General features: G+C 71.2%; 27 protein-coding genes. 12 read left to right on the forward strand and 15 right to left on the reverse strand.

From position 1 onward, the window contains the following. Positions 1-6: 6 nt before the first annotated feature. Both ACWD68_RS05580 and ACWD68_RS05585 read right to left on the reverse strand, forming a co-directional pair. Complete coding sequence (locus tag ACWD68_RS05580) at positions 7-420, reverse strand: ATP-binding protein (protein ID WP_054228129.1); 414 nt, start codon at positions 418-420, stop codon at positions 7-9. A gap of 284 nt (positions 421-704) precedes the next feature. Then, on the reverse strand, positions 705-965 hold the full coding sequence (locus tag ACWD68_RS05585) for a UBP-type zinc finger domain-containing protein (protein WP_451805190.1): 261 nt from the start codon (positions 963-965) through the stop codon (positions 705-707). Between the two features lie 61 nt (positions 966-1,026). Between ACWD68_RS05585 and ACWD68_RS05590 the strand changes: the two genes are divergently transcribed. Then, positions 1,027-2,622, forward strand: a complete 1,596-nt coding sequence (locus ACWD68_RS05590) for a Na+/H+ antiporter (RefSeq protein ID WP_451805347.1) — start codon at positions 1,027-1,029, stop codon at positions 2,620-2,622. Here the strand turns inward: ACWD68_RS05590 and ACWD68_RS05595 are convergent. Together ACWD68_RS05595 and ACWD68_RS05600 are read right to left on the reverse strand one after the other, a co-directional pair. After that, entirely contained in the window at positions 2,604-3,665 is a 1,062-nt protein-coding gene (locus tag ACWD68_RS05595) for a 1-aminocyclopropane-1-carboxylate deaminase/D-cysteine desulfhydrase (RefSeq protein ID WP_451805191.1), read from the reverse strand. The genes ACWD68_RS05590 and ACWD68_RS05595 overlap by 19 nt on opposite strands. Before the next feature lie 61 nt (positions 3,666-3,726). Then, a complete protein-coding gene (locus tag ACWD68_RS05600) occupies positions 3,727-4,317 on the reverse strand; it encodes an N-acetylmuramoyl-L-alanine amidase (protein ID WP_451805192.1) in 591 nt (196 codons plus the stop codon). A gap of 364 nt (positions 4,318-4,681) precedes the next feature. Here ACWD68_RS05600 and ACWD68_RS05605 point away from each other — a divergent pair, with 364 nt between their 5' ends. The 3 genes from ACWD68_RS05605 to ACWD68_RS05615 all read left to right on the forward strand — a co-directional run bounded on the left by ACWD68_RS05605 (position 4,682) and on the right by ACWD68_RS05615 (position 8,360). Further along, positions 4,682-6,088, forward strand: coding sequence for a family 2B encapsulin nanocompartment shell protein (locus ACWD68_RS05605; RefSeq protein ID WP_451805193.1), 1,407 nt, complete (start codon positions 4,682-4,684; stop codon positions 6,086-6,088). Positions 6,089-6,212: 124 nt separating this feature from the next. After that, on the forward strand, positions 6,213-7,352 hold the full coding sequence (locus ACWD68_RS05610) for a family 2 encapsulin nanocompartment cargo protein polyprenyl transferase (RefSeq protein WP_451805194.1): 1,140 nt from the start codon (positions 6,213-6,215) through the stop codon (positions 7,350-7,352). 372 nt (positions 7,353-7,724) lie between these two features. After that, a complete protein-coding gene (locus ACWD68_RS05615; protein WP_451805195.1) occupies positions 7,725-8,360 on the forward strand; it encodes a GNAT family N-acetyltransferase in 636 nt (211 codons plus the stop codon). A 150-nt stretch (positions 8,361-8,510) separates the two neighbouring features. On the opposite strand, the gene ACWD68_RS05620 is transcribed toward ACWD68_RS05615, so the two are convergent. Further along, complete coding sequence (locus ACWD68_RS05620; RefSeq protein WP_451805196.1) at positions 8,511-9,101, reverse strand: TetR/AcrR family transcriptional regulator; 591 nt, start codon at positions 9,099-9,101, stop codon at positions 8,511-8,513. Between the two features lie 144 nt (positions 9,102-9,245). On the opposite strand from ACWD68_RS05620, the gene ACWD68_RS05625 reads away from it, so the two are divergent. The 5 genes from ACWD68_RS05625 (at position 9,246) to ACWD68_RS05645 (ending at position 12,445) form a co-directional block, all read left to right on the forward strand. Further along, on the forward strand, positions 9,246-9,830 hold the full coding sequence (locus tag ACWD68_RS05625) for a dihydrofolate reductase family protein (protein WP_451805197.1): 585 nt from the start codon (positions 9,246-9,248) through the stop codon (positions 9,828-9,830). Positions 9,831-10,187: 357 nt separating this feature from the next. Further along, complete coding sequence (locus ACWD68_RS05630; protein WP_451805198.1) at positions 10,188-10,601, forward strand: YciI family protein; 414 nt, start codon at positions 10,188-10,190, stop codon at positions 10,599-10,601. A gap of 5 nt (positions 10,602-10,606) precedes the next feature. Continuing rightward, positions 10,607-11,833, forward strand: a complete 1,227-nt coding sequence (locus tag ACWD68_RS05635; protein WP_451805199.1) for an RNA polymerase sigma factor — start codon at positions 10,607-10,609, stop codon at positions 11,831-11,833. Between the two features lie 10 nt (positions 11,834-11,843). Beyond that, complete coding sequence (locus tag ACWD68_RS05640; protein ID WP_451805200.1) at positions 11,844-12,191, forward strand: DUF952 domain-containing protein; 348 nt, start codon at positions 11,844-11,846, stop codon at positions 12,189-12,191. Further along, positions 12,188-12,445 carry a hypothetical protein gene (locus tag ACWD68_RS05645; RefSeq protein WP_451805201.1) on the forward strand — a complete coding sequence of 86 codons (258 nt, stop codon included), beginning with the start codon at positions 12,188-12,190 and terminating at the stop codon, positions 12,443-12,445. The genes ACWD68_RS05640 and ACWD68_RS05645 overlap by 4 nt, the downstream gene beginning before the upstream one ends. On the opposite strand, the gene ACWD68_RS05650 is transcribed toward ACWD68_RS05645, so the two are convergent. The 6 genes from ACWD68_RS05650 to ACWD68_RS05675 form a co-directional block, all read right to left on the reverse strand. Continuing rightward, entirely contained in the window at positions 12,442-13,194 is a 753-nt protein-coding gene (locus ACWD68_RS05650) for a VOC family protein (RefSeq protein WP_451805202.1), read from the reverse strand. The genes ACWD68_RS05645 and ACWD68_RS05650 overlap by 4 nt on opposite strands. Beyond that, positions 13,191-14,063, reverse strand: a complete 873-nt coding sequence (locus ACWD68_RS05655; protein ID WP_451805203.1) for a hypothetical protein — start codon at positions 14,061-14,063, stop codon at positions 13,191-13,193. The genes ACWD68_RS05650 and ACWD68_RS05655 overlap by 4 nt, the downstream gene beginning before the upstream one ends. Before the next feature lie 194 nt (positions 14,064-14,257). Further along, positions 14,258-14,677, reverse strand: a complete 420-nt coding sequence (locus ACWD68_RS05660; protein WP_451805204.1) for a VOC family protein — start codon at positions 14,675-14,677, stop codon at positions 14,258-14,260. 120 nt (positions 14,678-14,797) lie between these two features. Beyond that, positions 14,798-15,178, reverse strand: a complete 381-nt coding sequence (locus tag ACWD68_RS05665; RefSeq protein ID WP_451805348.1) for a helix-turn-helix transcriptional regulator — start codon at positions 15,176-15,178, stop codon at positions 14,798-14,800. A 200-nt stretch (positions 15,179-15,378) separates the two neighbouring features. Then, positions 15,379-15,798 carry an SHOCT domain-containing protein gene (locus ACWD68_RS05670; protein ID WP_451805205.1) on the reverse strand — a complete coding sequence of 140 codons (420 nt, stop codon included), beginning with the start codon at positions 15,796-15,798 and terminating at the stop codon, positions 15,379-15,381. A 629-nt stretch (positions 15,799-16,427) separates the two neighbouring features. Beyond that, positions 16,428-17,648 (reverse strand): DUF2254 family protein, encoded by a 1,221-nt coding sequence (locus ACWD68_RS05675; protein WP_451805206.1) that lies wholly within the window; start codon positions 17,646-17,648, stop codon positions 16,428-16,430. A 711-nt stretch (positions 17,649-18,359) separates the two neighbouring features. On the opposite strand from ACWD68_RS05675, the gene ACWD68_RS05680 reads away from it, so the two are divergent. Then, positions 18,360-18,557, forward strand: coding sequence for a hypothetical protein (locus tag ACWD68_RS05680; RefSeq protein ID WP_326785570.1), 198 nt, complete (start codon positions 18,360-18,362; stop codon positions 18,555-18,557). Positions 18,558-18,670: 113 nt separating this feature from the next. On the opposite strand, the gene sodN is transcribed toward ACWD68_RS05680, so the two are convergent. Then, positions 18,671-19,066 carry a superoxide dismutase, Ni gene (gene sodN, locus ACWD68_RS05685; protein ID WP_451805207.1) on the reverse strand — a complete coding sequence of 132 codons (396 nt, stop codon included), beginning with the start codon at positions 19,064-19,066 and terminating at the stop codon, positions 18,671-18,673. A gap of 145 nt (positions 19,067-19,211) precedes the next feature. Here sodN and sodX point away from each other — a divergent pair, with 145 nt between their 5' ends. Then, positions 19,212-19,646 carry a nickel-type superoxide dismutase maturation protease gene (gene sodX / locus ACWD68_RS05690; RefSeq protein WP_451805349.1) on the forward strand — a complete coding sequence of 145 codons (435 nt, stop codon included), beginning with the start codon at positions 19,212-19,214 and terminating at the stop codon, positions 19,644-19,646. Here sodX and ACWD68_RS05695 read toward each other — a convergent pair. Next, entirely contained in the window at positions 19,550-20,179 is a 630-nt protein-coding gene (locus ACWD68_RS05695) for a CGNR zinc finger domain-containing protein (RefSeq protein WP_451805208.1), read from the reverse strand. The genes sodX and ACWD68_RS05695 overlap by 97 nt on opposite strands. Positions 20,180-20,279: 100 nt before the next feature. On the opposite strand from ACWD68_RS05695, the gene ACWD68_RS05700 reads away from it, so the two are divergent. Beyond that, a complete protein-coding gene (locus ACWD68_RS05700; protein ID WP_451805209.1) occupies positions 20,280-21,038 on the forward strand; it encodes a class I SAM-dependent methyltransferase in 759 nt (252 codons plus the stop codon). 182 nt (positions 21,039-21,220) lie between these two features. Here the strand turns inward: ACWD68_RS05700 and ACWD68_RS05705 are convergent, their stop codons facing one another. Both ACWD68_RS05705 and ACWD68_RS05710 read right to left on the reverse strand, forming a co-directional pair. Next, positions 21,221-21,982 (reverse strand): amino acid ABC transporter ATP-binding protein, encoded by a 762-nt coding sequence (locus ACWD68_RS05705; protein ID WP_451805210.1) that lies wholly within the window; start codon positions 21,980-21,982, stop codon positions 21,221-21,223. Then, the gene (locus ACWD68_RS05710) at positions 21,979-22,944 is read right to left on the reverse strand and encodes an amino acid ABC transporter permease (protein WP_451805211.1); all 966 of its coding nucleotides are present in this window, start codon (positions 22,942-22,944) and stop codon (positions 21,979-21,981) included. Before ACWD68_RS05710 ends, ACWD68_RS05705 begins: the two co-directional genes overlap by 4 nt. Positions 22,945-22,946: the final 2 nt, after the last annotated feature.

Here is a 22,946-nt window from a genome sequence, read left to right on the forward strand (position 1 = left end):
CGTTCCTCACGCCGGCCCGGGTCCCGCGCCGCGCTGTTTGTAGAGGCTGATCGAAACGGTCTTGTCCTCGGCGACGGTGGAGTCGACCTTGCCCGCGAGGGCCGAGAGGACGGTCCACGCGAAGGTGTCACGTGACGGAGCGTGACCGTCCGTGGTCGGCGCCGAGACCGTGACCTCCAGTGAGTCGTCGATGAGCCGGAAGACACAACTGAGCACCGAACCGGGGACGGCCTGCTGCAGCAGGATCGCGCAGGCCTCGTCCACCGCGATGCGCAGGTCCTCGATCTCGTCGAGGGTGAAGTCCAAACGGGCTGCCAGCCCGGCCGTGGCCGTGCGAAGTACCGACAGGTAGGCACCCGCGGCCGGCAGCCGGACTTCCACGAAGTCCTTCGTCGCGGGCTCGCCTGCGATCTGGGACACCCTCACCTCCATGGTGGTACAAGCTCATTCGAGCTCTTTCGGGGGCCGAGGGTCGCCCCCCGGGGTAACGCGCTACGTCGTTCAGCGGTGACGCTACCGCGCTCCCGACTTTCCTGTCCTGGGGACCCCGTCCCTTGCTGTCACTCATAGTAAGCCTATGAGTACGGACAGTGGCTAGGGGTCTGCGGCCCCAAATAGGAAGAGCGCGCGCCGGGTTGACGTACCCAGACGTCAGACGGTCGAACCGTCCGGATCCTGAGTCACGCGCGTACGTGATCCACGGCTCAGACCAGTACGTGGTCCACGAAACACCAACGCCAGTTCTCCCCCGGCTCGAACGTGCGCATGATCGGATGTCCGGTGTCCTTGTGGTGCTCCGTCGCGTGCCGCAGCGGTGAGGAGTCGCAACAGGCGAGATGTCCGCACTCCAGGCACAGCCGGAGCTGCACCGGGTGGGTGCCGGCCGCCACGCACTCCAGGCAGGTTTCGCTGCGGGGCCCGGGTTCGGGCTGCGGCAGCGCGTCGGCGTGCGTGCACTGTTTCATGATTGCCAGGTTACGTCGGGTGTGCGGGATGCCGCGCGAAAAAGAGGGCGGGCGGAAGACGATGCACGTGTTGCCACTGTTGTTGCTGGTCGCGGGGAGCGCGGCGGTCGCCGGCGCCGCCCGCCGTACTCCGGTTCCGGCGCCCCTGCTGCTCGTCGCCGTGGGCCTGATCGTCTCGTACATCCCCGGAGTGCCTCCGTACGAACTCGACCCCGAAGTCGTCCTCCCGCTGCTGCTGCCCCCGCTGCTGTACACGGCGGCCACCGACAGCTCCTACCTCGACCTGAGGGCCCAGTTGAGGCCCGTCGCGCTCCTGTCGGTGGGCTACGTCCTCTTCGCGACCCTCGTGGTCGGCTGGGTCACCTATCTGCTCGTGCCGAGCCTGCCGCTCACCGCGGCACTGGTGCTGGGCGCCGTGGTCGCGCCGCCGGACGCGGTGGCCGCGACGGCGGTGGCGCGCCGGGTGGGGCTGCCCTCACGGATCACCACGATCCTGCAGGGCGAGTCGCTGGTGAACGACGCGACCGCGATCACCGCCTACAAGGTGGCGCTCGCCGCGGCGGTCGGCGAGGGCGCGACCTGGGCGGGCGGCATCCGCGAGTTCCTGCTCGCGGCGGTCGGCGGGGTGGTCGTCGGACTCGTGCTGATGATCCCCATCCACTGGCTGCGCACCCACATGAACGAAGCGCTCCTGCAGAACACCCTCTCCCTGCTGATCCCCTTCGTCGCCTACGGCGTCGCCGAGTGGTTCGACGCCTCCGGCGTGCTCGCGGTCGTCGTCGTCGCGCTCTACCTCGGACACCGCTCCTGGGAGGTGGACTTCGCGACCCGGCTCCAGGAGGAGGCGGTCTGGAAGATGGTCGCGTTCGTCCTGGAGTCCGCGGTGTTCGCGCTGATCGGACTGCAGCTGCCCGTCGTCCTGAAGGGCCTCGGGGCGTACTCGGGCACGACTGCCGCCTGGTACGCGATCGCCCTCTTCCTCGTCGTCGTCGCGGCCCGCTTCGTGTGGGTCTACCCCGCCACCTTCCTGCCCCGCATCTTCTCGGCGCGCATCCGCGAACGCGAGGACAACCCCACCTGGAAGGCGCCGTTCGTCATCGGCTGGGCCGGCATGCGCGGCGTCGTCTCGCTCGCCATCGCCTTCTCCATCCCGCTCACCGTGCACGGCGGCGGCCCCTTCCCCGGTCGCAACCTGATCCTCTTCCTGACCTTCACCACCGTCATCGGCACCCTGGTCGTCCAAGGCTTGACGCTGCCCCCGCTGATCCGGCTGCTGAAACTTCCGGGACGCGACACACAGGCCGAGACGCTCGCCGAGGCCAACGCCCAGGCGCAGGCCTCCCGCGCCGCCGAGCAGCGCCTCGACGAACTCCTCGCCGACGAGCGCAACGCACTGCCCCCGCCGCTCGCCGAGCGGCTGCGCACCGTCCTTGAGCGGCGCCGCAACGCCGTCTGGGAGCGGCTCGGCGCGGTCAACCCGGTCACCGGCGAGACCGCCGACGACACCTACCGCCGCCTCTCCCGCGAGATGATCGGCGCCGAGCGCGAGGTCTTCGTCAAGCTGCGCGACTACCGCTACATCGACGACGAGATGCTGCGCACGCTGCTGCGCCGACTGGACCTGGAGGAGGCGGCGGCCTACCGGGAGGCGGCCTGAGGCCCGGTCCCCGCGGCGGGGAACGGCGCACCGGTGATCACCGCCGCCACCGTCGTGCCGCGCGGAAACGCGCCCTCCTCGGCGAGGGCGACAAGTCCGTACAGCATCTTGGCGACATAGAGACGTTCGACGGGCAGCCCGTGGCGCTGCTCGAAGTCCTCCGCGAAGGCGTCGAGTTCGGGAGTGGTGCGGGCGTAGCCGCCGAAGTGGAAGCGGTCGTCGAGGGACCAGGTTCCGCGCCGGGCACCGAAGGCGGCCGTCTGCAGGGCCGTCGTGTCGGCGTCCAGGAACCCGCCTCTGAGCACCGGGAAGCCGAGGGCGCGCTGGTCGGGTGCGAGGCCCGCGGCCAGGCCCGCGAGGGTGCCGCCGGTACCGCAGGCGAGGGCGGCCACGTCGATGCCGCCATGGTCGCGCAGCTCCTCGCCGAGCGCCCGGCAGCCGCGCACGGCGAGGGCGTTGCTGCCGCCCTCGGGCACCACGTACGCGTCCTCGGTGTCCGTCGAGCGCAGGATCCCGGCCAGCGTCCGCGGCTCCGTCTTGCGGCGATAGGTCGACCTGTCGACGAAGTGCAGGCGCATGCCGTCGGCCGCGCAGCGGGCGAGCGAGGAGTTGAGGGGGCGGTCCGCCAGCTCCTGGCCGCGGACCACACCGAGGGTCGGCAGGCTCAGCAGGCGGCCGGCCGCGGCGGTGGCGCGCAGATGGTTCGAGTAGGCCCCGCCGAAGGTGACCAGGGTGCGGCCCGCCGCCGCTTCGAGGTTCGGCGTCAGCTTGCGCCACTTGTTGCCGATCAGCTCCGGGTGGATCAGATCGTCCCGCTTCAGCAGCAGACGGACGCCGTGGCGCGCGAAGCGCCCGTCCACGGCCTCCCGAAGCGGCGACGGAAGCCGCGGCCGGGGGCCTGCCGGGCCGAGCGCTTCGGCCGCTCCCGGCGCGCCGGGAGCGGCGGCGGGATCCGGGGCATCGGGGCTGCTCACGCTCTCATTGTCGGACACCTGTCCGGGGACGGCCGGACACCGGGGTGGTCCGCGGTGCCGGCCGCTCATGGCGCGCGCTCGGTCGGGCCTCGCGATTCAGACGCGGGGTTCGGCCCCTTGCTTCATGCGCTCACTTCAGCAGCTCGCGGACGCGCCCCCGCAGGAAGCTCATCGTGAATCCTCGCGGGTCCACCTTTCCGGGCTGCCATTCCAAGTGGCCGATGACCGAGCGCTCCGTCCAGCCGTAGTGCCGGCAGATCGCGGCGGAGACCTTGGCGATGGCGTCGAGCTGCGCCTCGGGCCACGGGTCCTTGCCGTCGCCGAGGTTCTCGCACTCGAAGCCGTAGAAGTGGCGGTTGCCGTCGGTGTTCGCCTCGTTGTCGTGCGGAAGCGCCTTCTCGGCGATCACCGCGCGCAGCACGTCGTCGTCCCCGAGGCCCGCGTGGTTGGCCCGGCCGTAGCCGACCAGGTGGAGGACGCCGTCCTTGGCGATGACGCCGTGGCACAGCGGCCCGGGCAGGTCCCCGTGGCCCTCGCGGCAGATCCCGACCGTTCGCTCGGTGCCCGAGGTCACCGTGTGGTGGATCATCACGCCGTGCACCGGCCCCCACGGGCCCTTGTGATTGCGGTTGTGATGCTTCCAGTCGCCGACCTCGACGACATGGACGCCTTCCTCCCTGATCCGGTCCAGGAAGCTGCCCGCGGACATGGGCGAGGCCATGGCCGCCTCCTTCGCGCTGCGCGCCGGCCACCTTGCGCGGCCGTCTCGTATCGCAGCTTCTATCGCCGACCGGGCCGCCGGACCCACCCGTTCGCACGGCGTGCGAGCCGATCCGGTCAGTCGCGGAGGAACCGGTCAGGACCGGAGGAAAGCATCTCCGCGGGCGGCGGCGCGGTTCTCGGGCGTCGAAGAGGCCGGACCGTGGAGCCTCCCCGGCCGGCGGGCGGCGACGGCTCGACAGAATCACCCTCTCTGCCCAGGTCCGGGGTGATCCATTCCCCCTCATTCGTGTAATAGCACCAGCACGCTCTGTGATGAAAGGCTTGTTCCGCAAGATCAGTGCACGACCGGGAGGGCAATTTTCATGTCGGTAGGCGAAGAGGTCCGCGCGGAGCAGAACCGTCCGCAGCAGAGTCTCGGCACATCAGCCGCGCGGAACCTGGCCACCACCACCAAGTCCGCGCCACAGATGCAGGAGATCAGCTCACGGTGGCTGCTGCGCATGCTTCCGTGGGTGAACGTGCAGGGTGGCACGTACCGCGTGAACCGGCGGCTCAGTTACTCCGTGGGCGACGGTCGCGTCACGTTCGTCAAGACCGGCGACCGTGTCCAGGTGATCCCCGCGGAGCTCGGCGAACTGTCCGTACTGCGGTCGTACGAGGATCTGGAGGTGCTGGGCGAGCTCGCCCAGCGGTGCCAGCAGCGGGAGTTCGGCCCGGGGGAGGTGCTGGCCTCGTTCGGCAGCCAGGCCGACGAGGTGTTCCTGCTGGCGCACGGCAAGGTCGAGAAGATCGGTACCGGCCCCTACGGAGACGACGCGGTGCTCGGTGTCCTCGCCGACGGCGCGTACTTCGGCGAGCAGGCGCTCATCGACCCGGAGGCCATCTGGGAGTACACGGCCCGCGCGGTGACGGCGGTCACCGTGCTCGCGCTGCCCCGCCAGGACCTCGAACAGGTGGCGGAGCGCTCCGATTCGCTGCGGGAGCATCTCACGGACCTGCGTGCGATTCCCTCGCAGCGCACCAACAAGTACGGCGAGAAGGAGATCGACCTCGCGGCAGGACACACCGGTGAACAGGACATCCCGGGCACCTTCGTGGACTACGACGCCGCACCCCGCGAGTACGAACTGAGCATCGCCCAGACCGTCCTGCGCCTGCACACGCGCGTGGCCGACCTCTACAACCAGCCGATGAACCAGACCGAGCAGCAGTTGCGGCTCACCGTGGAGGCGTTGAAGGAGCGCCAGGAGCACGAGCTCATCAACAACCGCGAGTTCGGCATGCTCAACAACTGCGAGTACGACCAGCGGCTCCAGCCCCACGACGGCGTGCCGAGCCCCGACGACATGGACGAGCTGCTCAGCCGCCGGCGCGGCACCAAACTGTTCCTCGCCCACCCGCGCGCGATCTCCGCGTTCGGCCGCGAACTGAACAAGCGCGGACTCGTCCCCGAGACCATCGAGATGGGCGGCAACCGCATCCCGACCTGGCGCGGGGTACCGATCTTCCCGTGCAACAAGATCCCGGTCAGCGACGCCCGTACGACCTCGATCATCGCCATGCGCACCGGCGAGGCCGAGCAGGGAGTCGTCGGGCTCCAGCAGGCCGGTATCCCGGACGAGATCGAGCCGAGCCTGTCGGTGCGCTTCATGGGCATCAACGAACAGGCGATCATCTCCTACCTGGTGACGGCGTACTACTCGGCCGCGGTGCTCGTGCCGGACGCCCTCGGCATCCTGGAGAACGTCGAGATCGGCCGCTGGCGGTGACGTTCCGCGAAGCGGAGCCCGTCGTGTTCCCCTCCCCCTGGGCGGGAACGCGACGGGGGTGCGCGCCCGGCGGCCGTTCGGCGACCGTCGGCCGACGGTCCGGTGCGATCGCGCAGGTGATCGCATGACGACGGAGACGCAGCAGGGTCCGGCCGGAATTCCGAACGGGCGGCGCCCGGCCGGGGCTCCGGACAGGCGAAGTGCCGGCGGGAGACCCATGGGAGGGGAGGGCACGTCGAACCCGCTCGACGCGCAGGAGGCCGCGGGCATCCTGGAGCGCGCCCGGGCGTCCGTCGACCCCGAACTGCGCAGGGCCATCGACTCGCTGCCGGGCTCGATGCGCCGGATCGCGCTGTACCACTTCGGCTGGGAGCAGGCGGACGGCACTCCGGCGGCGGGGAACCCCGGCAAGGCCATCCGGCCCGCGCTCGTGCTGACCGCGGTCCAGGCGCTCGGCGGACAGCACGCGACGGCCGTACGCGCGGCCGCCGCGGTGGAGCTGATCCACAACTTCACCCTGCTGCACGACGACGTGATGGACCGGGACACCACCCGCAGACACCGTCCCACCGCGTGGACCGTGTTCGGCGACGCCGACGCGATCCTCGCCGGGGACGCCCTGCAGGCGCTTGCCCAGCGGCTGCTCGCCGAGGACCCGCACCCCGCGTCCTCGCCGGCCGCCGCGCGGCTCGCGGGCTGCGTCGTCGAACTGTGCGCCGGACAGCACACGGACACGGCCATGGAGCGGCTCGGCCCCGGCGAGGTCACCCTCGACGCGTGCCTGGCCATGGCCGAGGCGAAGACCGGCGCCCTGCTCGGCAGCGCCTGTGCCATCGGGGGGTTGTACGCGGGGGCGGACGCCGAGGACGTAGAGGCGCTCGACGCGTTCGGCCGGGAGGCCGGGCTCGCCTTCCAGCTGATCGACGACGTGATCGGGATCTGGGGGGACCCGAGCCGCACCGGCAAACCGGCCGGGGCGGACCTCGCCGCCCGCAAGAAGTCGCTGCCCGTGGTCGCCGCGCTCACCTCGGGCACCCCGGCGGCCGCGGAGCTGGCCGAGTTGTACGCGGCGCCTTACCGGGAAGGAGAGTTGGAGCGCACGGCGCTCGCCGTCGAGCGTGCGGGAGGGCGCGACTGGGCGCAGGTCCAGGCGGCCGACCGGATGTCCCGGGCGATGCACGAACTGTCCCGGGCTGTCCCCGACCCCGAGGCCGCGGGCGGTCTTCTCGCCCTCGCCGAGTTCGTCACCCGGCGCAGCACCTGACCGGCCCGGCCGGTCGAAGACCCCGGAGTCCCGGGCACCGTACGGCACCTGACATCCGTACGGTGCCGGGCTCCGGAGAGCGGGCCCCGCACATCCCCACGGTGTGCGGGGCCCGCGCCTTCGCACATGCCGGACCGCACAGCCGCCCACGCCACGCGTGTTGTTCCCCGTGCCACGCGTGCCGCCGCCGCGCCCGGCGCCCTCGCTGCCGAGCCCCGGCCCCCGCGCCCGCGAGCATCCGGATCTTCCGGGCGCCGGACATCCGGCCGCCCCCACCCCTCGGGCACCCGGGGTCGGTCCGTCGGCTCCGGGGCGCATTAGGCTCAACCGCCGTACGGTCAAGGCTGGTTGGGGCGAAGGGTGGGGCGGGTCATGGGTGTGGCGATACGGGTGGCGGGCGAGGCGGACCGGGAGCTGGTCGTCCGGCTGCTGGACGAGGCGTTCCAGGACGATCCGGTGAGCAACTGGGTCTTCCCGGACCGGGCGCACCGCCGTGCGACGCACCCCAAGCTGATGGCGGCCTTCACCGACGTGGTGCTCGCGGAGGGGCGTGTGGACCTGGCCGAGGACGGTTCGGCGTGCGCCCTGTGGCTGTCCCTCCCCGACGGCGGTCATGAGGACGCGGTGGAGGGCGACGGTGCGGACGAGGACGGCCCCGCGCACCTGCGCGCGGCTGTCGACCCGGACAATGAACGGGTCGAGCTGATCGGCCGGCTCACGGCGGATGTCCACCCCGTGGGACGCGCCCACGCGTACTTGTGGATGATCGGCGTGGCGCCGGAGCGCCAGGGCGAGGGGCTCGGCAGCGCGCTCATCGAGTCGGTCCTCGAACGCTGCGACCGCGAGGGCCTGGCCGCGTATCTGGAGGCGAGCAACGACCGCAGCCGCGCGCTGTACGAACGGCTCGGCTTCGTGCTCACGGGCCGTCCCCTCGACCTGCCGGAGGGTCCGCGGATGTGGCCGATGTGGCGCGACCCTCGCCCCGGTGGCCGGTCCTCCCAGCTCTAGATCCCGGCCCGCCCCGCCCGCTTCCGGCGCCCCCGCCGCCTGTGCCCCGACGGCCTGCCCCTCGGCGGCCTGCACCACCGACGGCCTGGAGACCCGGACCCCGACCTCGACCCGGACCCCGACCCCGACCCCGACCATCGTCCCGGAGGCCTAGGCCTCCGGGACGATGGTCGACACGATCTTTTCGAGCAGGGCGTCCGGTACGGCGACGCCCGGCAGGGCGTCGTCCAGCACCCCGGGCAGGGTCAGGTGTTCCAGGAGCAGCCCGAGCACCGCGAGGTAGAGGACGACCACGGTCTCGTCGCCGCCCGGCAGCGCCGCGTCCCGGTGGAACCCCATGGCCTGATCCAGGTCACCGCGCACCGACGCGGTGTACGAGGTGCGCAGGGCGGGGCGGCGGGTGGCCTCCAGGCGCATCTCGAACAGGGCGAGATACCCGGTGCGGTCACGGGTCGCTCGGGCCAGCAGGTCGCGCATGAACTCCAGGACCAGGGCCCGGTTCCGGGCTCCCTTCAGCAGATCGGCCAGCACCGCCGGGTCCGGGGCCAGGCGCCGGTGGAGGTGGGCGTCGATCTGGTGGAGCAGGTCGTCGCGGTCGGTGAAGTAGTTCGACGAGGTGCCCACCGGGACGGCGGCCTCGGCGTCCACCGCGCGGAACGTCAGCCCGCGGGCCCCCTCCCGCGCCAGCACCGCCACGGCGGCGTCGACGAGAGCGGCTCTGCGCTCGATGTTCCTCGCCATGCGGGCCTCCTCCGCGTCGGCCGTCCGGACCTTCTCCGGGACCGGCCGGGAAATCCCCTTGTAACCACTACAGGTGAAGCACTATAACTGACGTGGTTCGGCGAAAGCCGTCCAAGAAGACGCCACCTACGAGAAGAGACCCGCTTGCGCAAGCTCACCTATTTCGTCGCCTGCTCGATCGACGGCTTCATCGGCGACCCCGACGGAGACGCCCAGGCGTTCATGCCGTTCGTCGACGAGGAGTTCCTCGCCTTCCTCAAGGCGGAGTACCCGGAGACCCTGCCGACGCAAGGCCGCCGGGCCCTCGGCGTCGACGACCTGGAGAACCGGGTGTTCGACACGGTCGTCCAGGGCCGTGCCAGTTACGACGTGGCGCTGGACGTCGGAGTCACCAGCCCCTACGCGCATCTGCGCCAGTACGTCGCCTCCCGGAGCCTCGCCGAGTCGCCCGACCCGCAGGTGCGGATCGTCGCGGACGACATCCGCGCGACGGTCCGCGAACTCAAGTCGGAGGACAGTGCGTTCGGCATCTACCTGTGCGGCGGCTCGATGCTCGCGGGCGCGCTGATCGACGAGGTGGACGAACTGGTCGTCAAGACGTACCCCGTGGTCCTCGGCTCCGGCATGCCGATGTTCGGCTCCGGATTCGACATCAGCGACTTCACGCTCGACGTGGTCCGGGTGTTCGGGAACGGGGTGCTCGTGCGGACGTACCGCAGGAAGCGCTGAGTCCGCCGCCGCCCTACCCTGAAGGCATGGGCACCGATGAGCATGCATGTCCCGTCTGCGGGCAACCGGTCGCCACGGTGGTGCACCGGTACAAGACCCTGGGCGCCTGGGTCCCCAGATGGGGCCCCGGCCCCTGCCGGAACCCGGAGTGTGAGGCGTACACCGACGAACCCGGGCACGGACACCACCTGCCGGCAGGGCGCGGCCCCGGGCACGATCTGCCGGACGAGCCCGCCGCGGAGAATTCCTGAAGCGCCGGCCGCCGCCGTGTAGAGAAGGGCGGGCCGGCTCCGACGTCCCCTGTGAGAGCCGCCCGGTACGGGCGGTCCGAGCCGAGGAAGCCGAAGGAGCGGACTCATGAAGTACCTGGTGATGGTGCAGGGCACACAGGCCGACTACGAGAGCATGCGGGGCAAGGCGACCGCCCAGTCGCCGGCCTGGAGCGAGCAGGAACTGCAGGCCATGTACGCCTACATGGGCGCGATCAGCGACGACCTCTCGGAATCGGGTGAACTGGTCGACGCGCAGGGGCTGGTCGAGCCCGCGCAGACCCGCCTGGTGAGCAGGGGGCCCGACGGCAAGGCCGTGATCACCGACGGCCCGTACAGCGAGACCAAGGAGCTGATGGCCGGCTACTGGGTGGTCGACTGCGCGAGCCTGGAGCGGGTCACCGAGATCGCCGAGCGCGTCACCCGCTGCCCGGGCCCCGAGGGCCTCACCGAATACCCGGTGGTCGTCCGGCGTATCCAGGACGGTGCCGGGGACATCTGAGCGGGATGAGAGGCACGACCGAGGTCGAGGACCTGCTGCGCCGCCATGCGCCGCAGGTCCTCGGCGCGCTCGTCCGTCGCTACGGGCACTTCGACGCCGCCGAGGACGCCGTGCAGGAGGCGCTGCTCGCGGCCGCCGGGCAGTGGCCCGCGAAGGACGTGCCGGACAACCCGCGCGGATGGCTGATCAAGGTCGCCTCGCGACGGCTCGTCGACGCCCTGCGCGCGGAGGAGGCGCGGCGGCTGCGGGAGGAGAAGGCGGCGGCGCTGACGCCGCGGGACGCGTTCACGGCACCGCCGCCGGGCGCGGACCGTGCCCCTTCGGAGGACGACACGCTCTCCCTGCTCTTCCTGTGCTGCCACCCCGATCTGCCCCCGGCCGGGCAGATCGCGCTCACCCTGCGCGCGGTGGGCGGTCTGACCACGGCGGAGATCGCGCGGGCGTACCTGGTGCCCGAGGCGACCATGGCGCAACGGATCAGCCGGGCCAAGCAGCGGGTGCGGGGTATGGGTTTCGGCCGCCCCGACCACTGGGAAGAACGGCTGCCCGCCGTCCTGCACACCCTCTACCTGATCTTCAACGAGGGCTATACGGCGACCTCCGGAACCGCACTCCAACGGGCCGAACTCGCCCGCGAGGCCATCAGGTTGACCCGCACCGTCCACCGGCTGCTGCCCGAGGACGGCGAGGTGACCGGCCTGCTCGCGCTGATGCTGCTGACCGACGCCCGGCGCACCGCGCGGACCGGACCGTACGGGGAGCTCGTTCCCCTCGACGAGCAGGACCGCGACCGCTGGGACAAGGCGGCGATCGGGGAGGGGGTGGCCCTCGTGACGGAGGCGCTGACGCGGGGCCCGGCGGGCCCCTACGCGCTCCGGGCCGCGATCGCCGCGGTCCACGACGAGGCACCCTCGGCCGAGGCGACGGACTGGACCGAGATCCTCGGCCTGTACGACGTCCTCGTCCGCCGGGTCCCGGGCCCCGTCGAACGCCTCAACCGCACGGTCGCCGTGGCCATGGTGCACGGCCCGCGCGCCGCCCTCGCCGAACTCGACCGACTGGAGGGGGCGGCGGCAGCGGGACACCGGCTGGACGCGGTCCGCGCCCATCTGCTGGAGCGCGCGGGTGACACGGCCGGGGCGAGGGCCGCCTACGCGTCGGCGGCCGGTCAGACCCTCAGCCTCCCCGAACGGCGATATCTGGAGGCGCGGGCGGCCCGGCTGAGGCCATAGCGTTGGCCGTATGTCCGAACCCCTGTTGCACCTGACCGAGCGCTCCCTCTGGGACGCGGCCCGCGCGCCGGGCGCCTTCGAGATGTCCACCCGCGGCCGGACCCTCCAGGAGGAGGGCTTCATCCACTGCTCGGTGCGCCACCAACTCCCGGCCGTGGCCGCCATGGTGTACGGCTCCTACACCGGACCCGACGAGCTCGTGGTCCTCGTCGTCGACGCCGAACGGCTGGACGTGCCCGTCCGGTTCGAGGCGATGGAGCCCGGTGGTGAGGAGTTCCCGCACATCTACGGGCCGATTCCGGTGGACGCCGTCGTGGACGTGGAGGTCTGGGACCGGGGCGAAGCGGCTTCGGCGTGACCGCGGCGGGGGGACGACGCCGGGTGTGGCGGTGGGTCCTGGTGGTGTGGGCGGTCGTCGTGACCGGGGGCGGCGCCCTCACGCTCTGGCTCCGGGCATCGGCGGAACCGCCACCGCCCACCGGCTGGTACACCTCCGAGCAGGACGGCCGCGGCGTCCCGGCACCACTGCTCTCCGCGCACGCCTCGGCGTTCGCCTGCCCGGAGGCGGAGAACGGGCGACCCGTCCTCTGCGTGGTCGGGACCGGGCCTTAGGGCAGGCTGCCCGTTCCGGGGTCGCGGCCGGTCAGGCAGTAGACGCCGCCGACGGGGTCCCTCATCACCGTCCAGCGCGCACCCCGGCCGACCGGCGTGGCCCCGAGGCCCTCGTGGTTGGCCCGGACCGCCTCGACGTCCGAGCAGGCGAGATCGAGGTGGGCGGAGGTGGGGCGGTCGGTGCCGAGGCGTTGCAGCAGGATGCGGAGCGGCAGCCCGGCGGGCGGCTTGATCAGGTGGAACTCGGAGAGCGCGCCGGGGTGGGACTCCCACCGGGTGAGCTCGCTCCAGAAGGCGATCTCGGCGGCGTACACGGCCGGTGCCAGGTCGATGCTCACCTGGTCGAGCCGGCTCGTCGCGCCGCCCGGTCCCTCGACCACGGGTGGCCGCGCGGACTCCCCCTGCCAGGGCACCGCGCAGAACAACTGCCCGCCGGGCGACCGGAGTACGGCCCACCCGTCATGGCCGGAGACCACCTCGGCACCCAGCCGCCGAGCCGACTCCACCAGCGCCGGTACGTCCTCGACGGCGAGGTCGAGATGCGCGCCCCCGGCCCCGTCCGCGACACCCTGAGCCTTCAGGCACGCGTCGGCCCCGCCGGGCAGCAGCGTCACGAACTCGCCCTGATCGCCGCGCGGTTCGGACAGCTTCGTCCCCGTGACCGAGGTCCAGAAGCCGAGAGCCGCACCGAGATCCGGGCCGGGCCGGTCGACGAAGGCGTAGGTCCACCGGACGGGTGGCGTGGTCATGGGTGATCCCCCTGTCGGACGGGCGGTACGGCTCGTACCGTCTCCTGCCCGATCAGGGCGCGCAACGACGTTTTCATCCGGGAGACGAAGGCGTCCCTGACCTCGGGGGAGAGGAGGTCCAGCGAGAGATACGGGTTGAGGTCCTCCAGCTCGACGAGGAGCAGCTCACCGCCGGGGGCCCGGCAGGCGTCCACGCGCTGGATGCCGTACGCGATGTCGTTCCAGTCGACGAAGCGCTGCGCGAACTCCCGGTCCTCGGCGGTCGGTTCGTACGGCTCCAGGGCCCACCGCCGCTTCGGGTCGGGCGCGTACAGGGCGTACTGGAGAGTGCGGTCGACGAAGTAGAACGACACCTCGTAGCGGAAGTCGATGCGCGGCTGGACGAGGATGTCGCCGAACGGCTGCCCCGCGAGCCTCTCGCGCGGCACGAACTCCAGGCCGATGGAGTCCGCGCCCTGCTTCGGCTTCACCGCGTAGGTGTCGGCCTCGGGCAGCAGGTCCAGGTCCCGTGCGCTGTCGACGGTGGGGATGACCGGGAATCCGGCGGCGGTCAGCTCCAGCAGATACCCTTTGCCGGCCATGTCCCCCTTGCCCGACAGCTGGTTGTAGACCCGGACGCCGTCCGCGAGGGCCCGCTCCCGGAACGCGTCGTACGCGGCCTGGTAGTGCAGGACCGGCCCGCTGTTGCGTACGACCACGGCGTCGAAGCCGGACATCAGCGCGGCCGCGTCCAGCGGGTGGCACACGGCGATGTCGAACTCCTCGCGCAGCCGCGAGGTCAGGACGATGTCCTCGTCGCAGTACCGCCGCCCCTTGGCCGGATAGGCCAGGTCGCTGACGTACAGGATGCGGGGGCGCGCGGACGGCACGGGTGACTCCTCGAAAGCGCTCGGACGGTTCACTCCGCGGGAGAGGCACGGGGCCCGCGGAACATATGGACGTAGTGTCCCTCCCGCGCGATTGCGGCTGTCCGGCACCCTGCGCGGTGCCCGTTGCCACCGCCGAGCGACGGATGGCGCAGCGCCGACCTTCGCGGTGGTGAGCCGGCCGGGCGCTGCCCGGGTCAGCCGGTGCGGGGCTTCTCCGCGAAGCGCAGGAGGTTGCCCGCCGGGTCGCGGAAGGCGCAGTCCCGCAGGCCGTAGGGCTGGTCCGCGGGTTCCTGGAGGACCTCGGCGCCCGAGGCGCGGACGCGCTCGAAGAGCTCGTCGCAGTCGGTGGTCGAGAAGATCACACCACGCAGCATCCCCTTGGCCAGCAGCTCGGCCATGGCCTGCTTGTCCGCGGGAGAGGCGTCCGGGTCCGCGGCCGGAGGCTCCAGGACGATCTCCACGTCCGGCTGGAGCGGCGAGCCGACCGTGACCCACCGCATGCCCTCGAACCCGACGTCACCCCGGACCTCCAGGCCCAGCACGTCACGGTAGAAGGCGAGCGCCTTGTCGTGGTCGTCGACGGAGATGAAGCACTGGGAGAGTTTCAGATCCATGCGTCCAACCTAGGCCTTGTCCGGCGGCTCATGCCCGGGACTCGGGGAGCGGGCGCCCCCGCCTTTCCGTGGCCCGATCCGCTCGATCCGCTCGATCCGGCCGATCCGCCCGGACACGTCCTAGAGGCGCGTGCCCGGTTCCGCTTCGGGGTTGCGGTGGCGGGGCGGGCGGGTCATGCGGCGCGCCACGCAGGACGGAATGGGGGCGCCGTGGTCGTGCGGGCGGGCGCGGTACGCGCTCGGGGTCTCGCCCACCAGCTCCGTGAAGCGCGAGCTGAACGAGCCGAGCGACGTACAGCCCACCGCGAAGCAGACCTCGGTCACCGTCATGTCGCCCCGCCGCAGCAGAGCCTTGGCGCGCTCGATCCGGCGGGTCATCAGATAGGTGTACGGCGTCTCGCCGAAGGCGTCCCGGAAACTGCGCTGAAAGTGCCCGGGCGACATCAGCGCGGTGCGCGCGAGCGTGGCCACGTCCAACGGCTCCGCGTAATCGCGGTTCATCCGGTCGCGGGCCTGGCGCAACCGGACCAGGTCTTCGAGGAGTCTGGGATTGCCCACATCACCAGAATGGCACGCGCCACCGACAACAGGGTCCTGAACGCCCGGGGCTCCCGGGTCACGATCGACAGCGCGCCGTCCTCCGGGGGATCACTGCCCCGGAGGACGGCGGCGGTCCTTCGTGCGCGGGGGTGTCCCGGCCGTCAGGCGGCGAGGACCTTGGCCTTGGCCTTCTCGAACTCCTCGGCCGTGATGTGGCCGTGGGTCTTGAGATCCGCGAGCTTGGCCAGTTCGTCGGCCTTCCCGGTGCCGGTGGTCCCGGCGGTCTCACGGATGTAGGAGTCCACGTCCTCCTGGTTCTTCTGGATGCGCTTCACCTCGCGCTCACCCATTCCGCGGCCCCGTGCGATCAGGTACACGAAGATGCCCAGGAACGGCAGGATGACGACGAAGACGCACCAGCCGGCCTTGCCCCAGCCGCTCAGCTCGTCGTCGCGGAAGATGTCTCCGATGACGCGGAAGAGCAGCATGAACCAGAGGATCCAGAGGAAGAACCACATCGTGGTCCAGAAGACGTTCAGCAGGGGGTAGTCCGCTGCCAGATTGAGCGTCGAGCCGTTCATGGTCGAACTCCTGTCGGTTGTGCGACATCTCCGCGAGCGTTGCCTTGGTGTCGGGCGGATCGAACTGTCGCCGGGCGCCGGGTCGCGATCTCGGGGATTCCGCCCGGGCCCGTCCAGCGGGGGGTCACGGCCGTTCAGCGGGGCCTGGCGGATCGGTGCGCGGAGCGCGGTGGTGTGGCGGACGGTGCGACGGAGTCCGCCGGCGGACAGATGCTCGAAGGCGGGGGGCGAGCGGGGCCGCCCGAACACACGGGGCGCGTCGTGAGGACGTCGTCCGTCGTGATCGGCGTGTTCGGTGCGACGTCCGGGGCGTGGTCCGGGGGCGGCAGCGGCCGCATGGACGGCGCGGGCGGCGGGGGCCCTGCGGGCCACGACGGCGCGAAGGACGGTTCGGGGTCATTCGGGCCTCTGCGGACCGGCCCGGGACGCGGCACGCCCGGCACGGGCCGGATCTGCCGCTGGATGCAGGCCATGAGCGGTGCCCTCTCTGACGCGAGACGTCATGCTTCGGCTCCAGAGTGCGGTCACCGCCGCCCCGCCGCCTCACCCCCCGCGGGTGAGCTCTCGGATCCGGTGTCGCGGGCCCCCGGCGACCGGCCGGCCGGGCCCCGGGCTTCTCGGTGACCGGCTCATCCGTCGTCCCGGCGCTCCGGTGCGAGGACGTCCCGCAGCCGGGAGAAACGGGCGCCGAGCTCCTCGTCCACCCAGGCCAGTCGCCCGGCGAGCAGCGTTTCGCCGCGGTCGTGGCCCGCGCTCCGCAGGTCCTCCAGGAGCGTCCGGAGGCGGATCAGGACCAACGGGGAGTTCCGGGCGGCCGGGATCACATCGTCCAGAGCGGTCCGCAGGAAGGCCTCCCAGCCCGGCAGCGGGACGACCACGCGCAGGATGCCCGAGCGGTCGGCGACCTCGCGCGACCCGCCCCGCGCCGGGGCCGGCCGACGCAGCAGATCCTCCATGGCGTCCAGCGCCTGCACCGCCGTGGCGGGGTCGTTGACCGCCGGGGACAGCGCCCTGAGCGCGATGTCGGCGAGCAGCCGGAACGCGAGTCCGGGGTCCTGGTCGAAGACCCGTTCGGCGCCGGTCTCCAGGCCGCGCAGGACGGCGGAGTCGGGCAGTTCACCGTCGTACACCTCGGCTACGGCACTGCCGCGCTGCACGGTGGTGCCCGGGGCCACCCGCAGCACGACGACCGCGTTCGCCGCCCGTGCCGCGCCCGCCAACAGGTCCACGTCCACGCGTTGCAGCACCGCGGCGGCCTTCGGCCAGCAGACCGTGGACCGCGGCCTCTCGGGGCCTCCGGGGTCACCCGGACCTCTCGGGTCACCCAGACCTTCCGGATCACCCGGGCCACGAGAATCTCCAAGGCCACTCGTGTACAGGACGTCGAGGTTGTGCCGGCCCCGTTCGGTGATGGAGTCGAGCACCGGGGCCAGCTGGATCGCGGCGACGGCCTTGAGCAGGAGGGTGCGCAGCAGCGTCAGCAGCAGGAGCAGCAGGACGCCCGCGCTGATCGGCACGACCACCGAGACCTCGTCGCGGTTGGCGATGGTCAGGGCGGCGGTGGCGCAGAAGACGGTCAGTCCGACGGCGAAGGCGAACGTCCGCCAAACGATCGGCGCGTCCCGGAACAGGGTGAGGCGTGGTGTGAACGTCGTGGCCGCCCACTGCACCACCAGGAACAGGACGGAGAAGATGACGGTGGCCGCGCCCAGCACCCCGAAACCGGTCGCGAGCAGCATCTCCGCCACCTGGCGGGAGGGGAGCACGGGTCCCCGGGTGAACTCGGGGACGACGAGGCCGAGGCCCAGTCCGACGGCGATGAACACCAGTTGGAGGAGGCCCGCGCGCAACCGCCGCCTCCGGCGGAATGCGGAGTGGCCGGTACGGACGGAGCCACCGTGACCGGCGGAGCGGGCCACCGTCACTCCCGGGGCGCCGGAGGACCTGGGGCCGGCCGCCCCGCGGGGGGTGCGCCCGAGCGAGGCGTTCGTGCGCGAGCCCTCACGGCGTGCGGGGCGCTCGCGCCGGGGCGCGGAACGCGGTCGGCGGTTCGGTGCGACGGGTGACGGCGCGCGGTCTGCCGTGCGCGGGGCGCTGGTGAGACGGCGGCGAGGGCACTCCGGTCGACTGCCGCGCGAGCGTTCATCGGACATCCTCCGGGGCGGTGCCGGGGCCGGCGGAGCGCGGACCCGCCCCTCAAGGCTCGCCGCCCGCGCGAGCACCCGCATCACCCGCCGAAGGTGAGCCCCCGCGCCGGGCGCCGCCCGCTCACCCTTTTGGGGCTCGGTACGGACCGGAAGAACCGGATCGGTGCCCGCGGCACGGCCTCACGACCGACAGGTCGGCCGGATGGAGAACAGAGCGCCACGGCGCTGGTGGAGAGCGGACCACCGACGCGCGGACCACCGACGCGCGGGTGGAGAGTGGGGTGTGGTGAGCGGGAGTCTCCTGAGGTGGGCGGATGTCGCCCGCACCGGGGGATGCGGCATCGGCGCGCGGGGGCCGACGATGGCAGGGGATCGCAGCGGACCCCGTGACCCGGCCCCGAGGGAAGTGCTCGTATGCGCTACGAATTCCGCATCGCCGGCATCGTTTCGGACACGCTCGCCTCGGCCTTTTCCGAACTCGACAGGGTGCGTACGAAGGAACAGACCCTGTTCTTCGGCACCGTGATCGACGACGCCCATCTGTATGGACTGCTCACCCGGTTCCAGGCACTGGGCCTGCGAGTGATCGAGATGCGCCAGCTGCCCGTATGACGGGGGAACGCACTCGGTCCGCGGGACACCGTGTTCGGTGTCCCGCGGACCGAGTGCGATCGACTGGGCGACGCGACCCGCGAAAACGAGGGTCGGACGGCCCGGACGAACAATCAGGCCTTCTTGGTCTCCCAGAAGATCTTGTCGATCTGGGCGATGTGGTCCAGCGCCTTCTGGCCCGTCGCCGGGTCGGTGGACGCCTTCGCGGCCGAGAGGGCCTTGAGCGCGTCGTTGACCAGCTGGTGCAGCTCCGGGTACTTCTCGAAGTGCGGGGGCTTGAAGTAGTCGCTCCAGAGCACCGACACGTGGTGCTTGGCGAGCTCGGCGCGCTGCTCCTTGATGACGGTGGCGCGAGCCTGGAAGTGAGGGTCGTCGTTACCGGCCATCTTTTCCTGAACGGCCTTCACCGACTCCGCCTCGATGCGGGCCTGGGCCGGGTCGTACACACCGCAGGGCAGGTCGCAGTGCGCGCTGACCTTGACCTTGGGGGCAAACAGGCGGGAGAGCATTGAGCTGTCCTTCCTCGTGATCGTCTTCTCAGGTGGGACATTACTCCGTAGGAGACGGGTTTTCGCGAGTGCCCCCATGGGCTTAGGACAAAAGTCCAGGGTCAAACTGGGACTGGTGGAGGATAGGACCGGGGAGGTGCCGGTGATGCCGGAGCTGTCGCAGGAGACCGAGCGGGGGAGGGCCCTGCTGCCGTTCGGGGCCGCGGAGGTGACGGGCCCGTCCATGGTGCCCACGCTCCAGCACGGGGATCGGCTCGTCGTGCACTGGGGGGCGCGGGTGGGGCCGGGTGACGTCGTCGTCCTGCGGCATCCGTTCCAGCAGGACCTGCTCGTCGTGAAGCGGATCGCGGAGCGGCGCGAGGGCGGCTGGTGGGTGCTCGGGGACAACGCCTACGCGGGCGGGGACAGCACCGACTACGGAACCGTTCCCGAGGAACTCGTCCTCGGGAAGGTGCGGTTCCGCTACCGGCCGCCGAAGTCGGGTCAGCGTTCGCCGTTCGCCGTCGCCCGCTGGGTGCTGGTGGCGGCCAGGCCGGTGCTCTCCGCCCGGTCCGCCTCCAGGCGCTTGCGGGCCCGGTAGGCCGCGACGTTGGCGCGGGTCGCGCAGCGGTCCGAGCAGTAGCGCCGGGAGCGGTTGGTCGAGGTGTCCAGGTAGGCGTTGCGGCACGGTGGCGCCTCGCACAGGCCGAGGCGGTCGACGCCGTACTCGGTCAGATGGAAGGCCAGGCCCATCGCCGCGATCGCCGCGTAGCCCGCGGTCGCGTTCGACGGGTGGTCCGCCAGATGCATGTGCCACAGCGGGCGGTCGTCGTCGTCGCGGTGGTCGTGCCCCGAGATCTGCGGGCTCACCGGGAATTCGAGGAGCAGGGAGTTCAGCAGGTCCACCGCGAGGGTCTCCTCGCCGGTGTCCGCCGCCTCGAAGACCGCGCGCAGCCGGGCTCGTACGGAACGGAAGCGGGTGACGTCCGCCTCCGCGGCGCGGCGGGCCGCCGAGGAGTTGCCCTCGAACAGGTCACGGACGGCCTCGACCGAGGTCAGCGAGTCCTTGCCCCGGGCCGGCTCCTCGCTGTTGACGAGACGGACGGCGTAGTCCGAGTAATAGGCCAGTTCCACTTGTAGTCCTTACGGAGGCGCTCTATCGTTGTGCCGGCGGTCGGGTAATAGATGATCGCGCTTACAGGGTATTACGTGGTCGCCTGAAGGAGGGTCTTTCATGGCCATCGGCACCGGAACCGACTGGCACGCCTGGCAGCGGAGCTGGGACCGGCAGCAGGAGGGGTACATGCCGGACCGCGAGGACCGCTTCCGGGTGATGCTCGACATGGTCGAGGCCCTCGTCGGGCCCGAGCCCCGCGTCCTCGACCTCGCCTGCGGCACCGGCACCATCACCGACCGGCTGCTCACCCGCCTCCCCGGGGCCACCAGCACCGGCGTCGACCTCGACCCCGCGCTCCTCGCCATCGCCGAGGGCACCTTCGCCGACGACGACCGGGTCACCTTCGTCACGGCCGACCTCAAGGATCCGCACTGGCGCACGCGGCTGCCGTACGCCACGTACGACGCCGTACTGACGGCCACGGCCCTGCACTGGCTGCACAGCGAACCCCTCGCGGCCCTCTACGGTCAGATCGCGGAACTCGTCCGCGACGGCGGTGTGTTCATGAACGCCGACCACATGATCGACGAGACGACGCCCCGGATCAACGCGGCCGAGCGCGCCCAGCGGCACGCCCGTATGGATCAGGCCAAGAAGGACGGCGCCCTGGACTGGGCCGAATGGTGGGAGGTGGCCGCCCAGGACCCCGTCCTCGCCGAGCCCACCGCGCGCCGCTTCGAGATCTACGGAGAGCACGCGGACGGCGACACCCCGTCCGCCGACTGGCACGCGCGCGTGCTGCGCGAGAAGGGCTTCGGGGAGGCCCGGCCGGTGTGGCGTTCCCCGTCGGACGCGCTGGTGCTCGCGGTCAAGTAGACCCTCGCACGCTCTGCCGAGGCGGTACGGAAAAGATCAGTACCGCCTCTTCCGCGTCCTGCGGCACCTGCCACCGCTGCTGGAAGGGAGCGGGCACGAGGAAGCAGAGGGCACGAGGAAGGGGCGGTACGGGAGACCCGTACCGCCCCTTTTCCCTGTGCTCAGGGGTGTCGACGTCCCGGTCAGAGGACCTTCGACAGGAACGACTTCGTGCGCTCGTGCTGCGGGTCCGTCAGGACGTCGCGCGGGTTGCCGGACTCGACCACCACACCGCCGTCCATGAAGACCAGGCTGTCGCCGACCTCACGGGCGAAGCCCATCTCGTGCGTGACGACGACCATCGTCATGCCGGACTCGGCGAGGTCGCGCATGACGTCGAGGACGTCACCGACCAGCTCCGGGTCCAGGGCCGAGGTCGGCTCGTCGAAGAGCATCAGCTTCGGGTCCATCGCCAGCGCGCGGGCGATGGCCACGCGCTGCTGCTGGCCGCCGGACAGCTGCGAGGGGTAGTTCTTCGCCTTGTCGGCCAGGCCGACGCGCTCGAGCAGCTCCAGCGCGCGCTGCTGCGCCTCCGACTTCTTCGTGCCCTTCACCTGGATCGGCGCTTCCATGACGTTCTCGGCGGCCGTCATGTGCGGGAACAGGTTGAAGCGCTGGAAGACCATGCCGATGTCCCGGCGCTTCAGAGCGACTTCGCTGTCCTTGAGCTCGTACAGCTTGTCGCCCTTCTGGCGGTAGCCGACCAGCTCCCCGTCGACGTACAGCCGACCGGCGTTGACCTTCTCCAGGTGATTGATGCACCTCAGGAAGGTCGACTTGCCGGAGCCGGACGGGCCGATGAGGCAGAACACCTCACCGGTGTTCACCTCCAGGTCGATGCCCTTGAGGACCTCCACCAGACCGAAGGACTTGTGGACGCCCTCCGACTTCACCATCGCGGTCATGCCTTGCCCCTTTCACTGCCGAGCCCAAGCATGTTCGCCTTGATCTTGTGGAAGAGGGTGGGCGGCAGACTGCGACTGGAACCGCGGGCGTAGTAGCGCTCCAGGTAGTACTGGAAGACGCTGAACACGCTGGTCATGGCCAGGTACCAGATGGAGGCGACGAACAGCATCTCCATCACGGCGTACGACGTGGAGCCGATCGCCGAGGTGGAGCGCAGCAGCTCGTTGTACGTGACGGCGTACACCAGCGACGAGGTCTTCAGCATGTTGATGAACTCGTTGCCGGTCGGCGGCACGATCACGCGCATCGCCTGCGGGATCACGATCCGGCGCAGCGTCCTGGTGTGGCTCATGCCCAGGGCCTGCGCGGCCTCCGTCTGACCCTCGTCGACGGCCAGCAGGCCGGCGCGGCAGATCTCGGCCATGTACGCGGCCTCGTTCAGACCGAGTCCCAGCAGGGCGCACATGAACGGAGTCATGACGTCCGTCATCTCGTTCTTGTAGATCGGACCGAGATTCAGAACGGGGAAGATCAGCGCCAGGTTGAACCAGAGCAGGAGCTGGACGTAGACCGGCGTACCGCGGAAGAACCAGATGTACAGCCAGGCGACCGTGCTGGTCACCGGGTTCTTCGAGAGCCGCATCACCGCGAGGACGACGCCCAGCACCACACCCACGACCATGGCGAGCACGCTGATCAGCAGCGTGCGGCCGGCGCCCTGGACGACACTGGACACGAAGAGCTGGTCGCCGACCGTGCTCCACTGGATGTTGCCCTGCGCGAACGCGAGGATCAGCGCCACAAGCAGCGCGATGACGATGACGCCGCTGACCCACCGGCCCCAGTGCCGGACGGGGATCGCCTTGATGGCTTCCGGGGACGGCCCGGATGCCCCGCTCTTGGACACGGTGTCGCCCGGGGGCGGCGTGTCCGAGGGGGACTTGTCGAGTTTGTCAGTCACGT

The organism is Streptomyces sp. NPDC005141 (genome assembly GCF_053599975.1).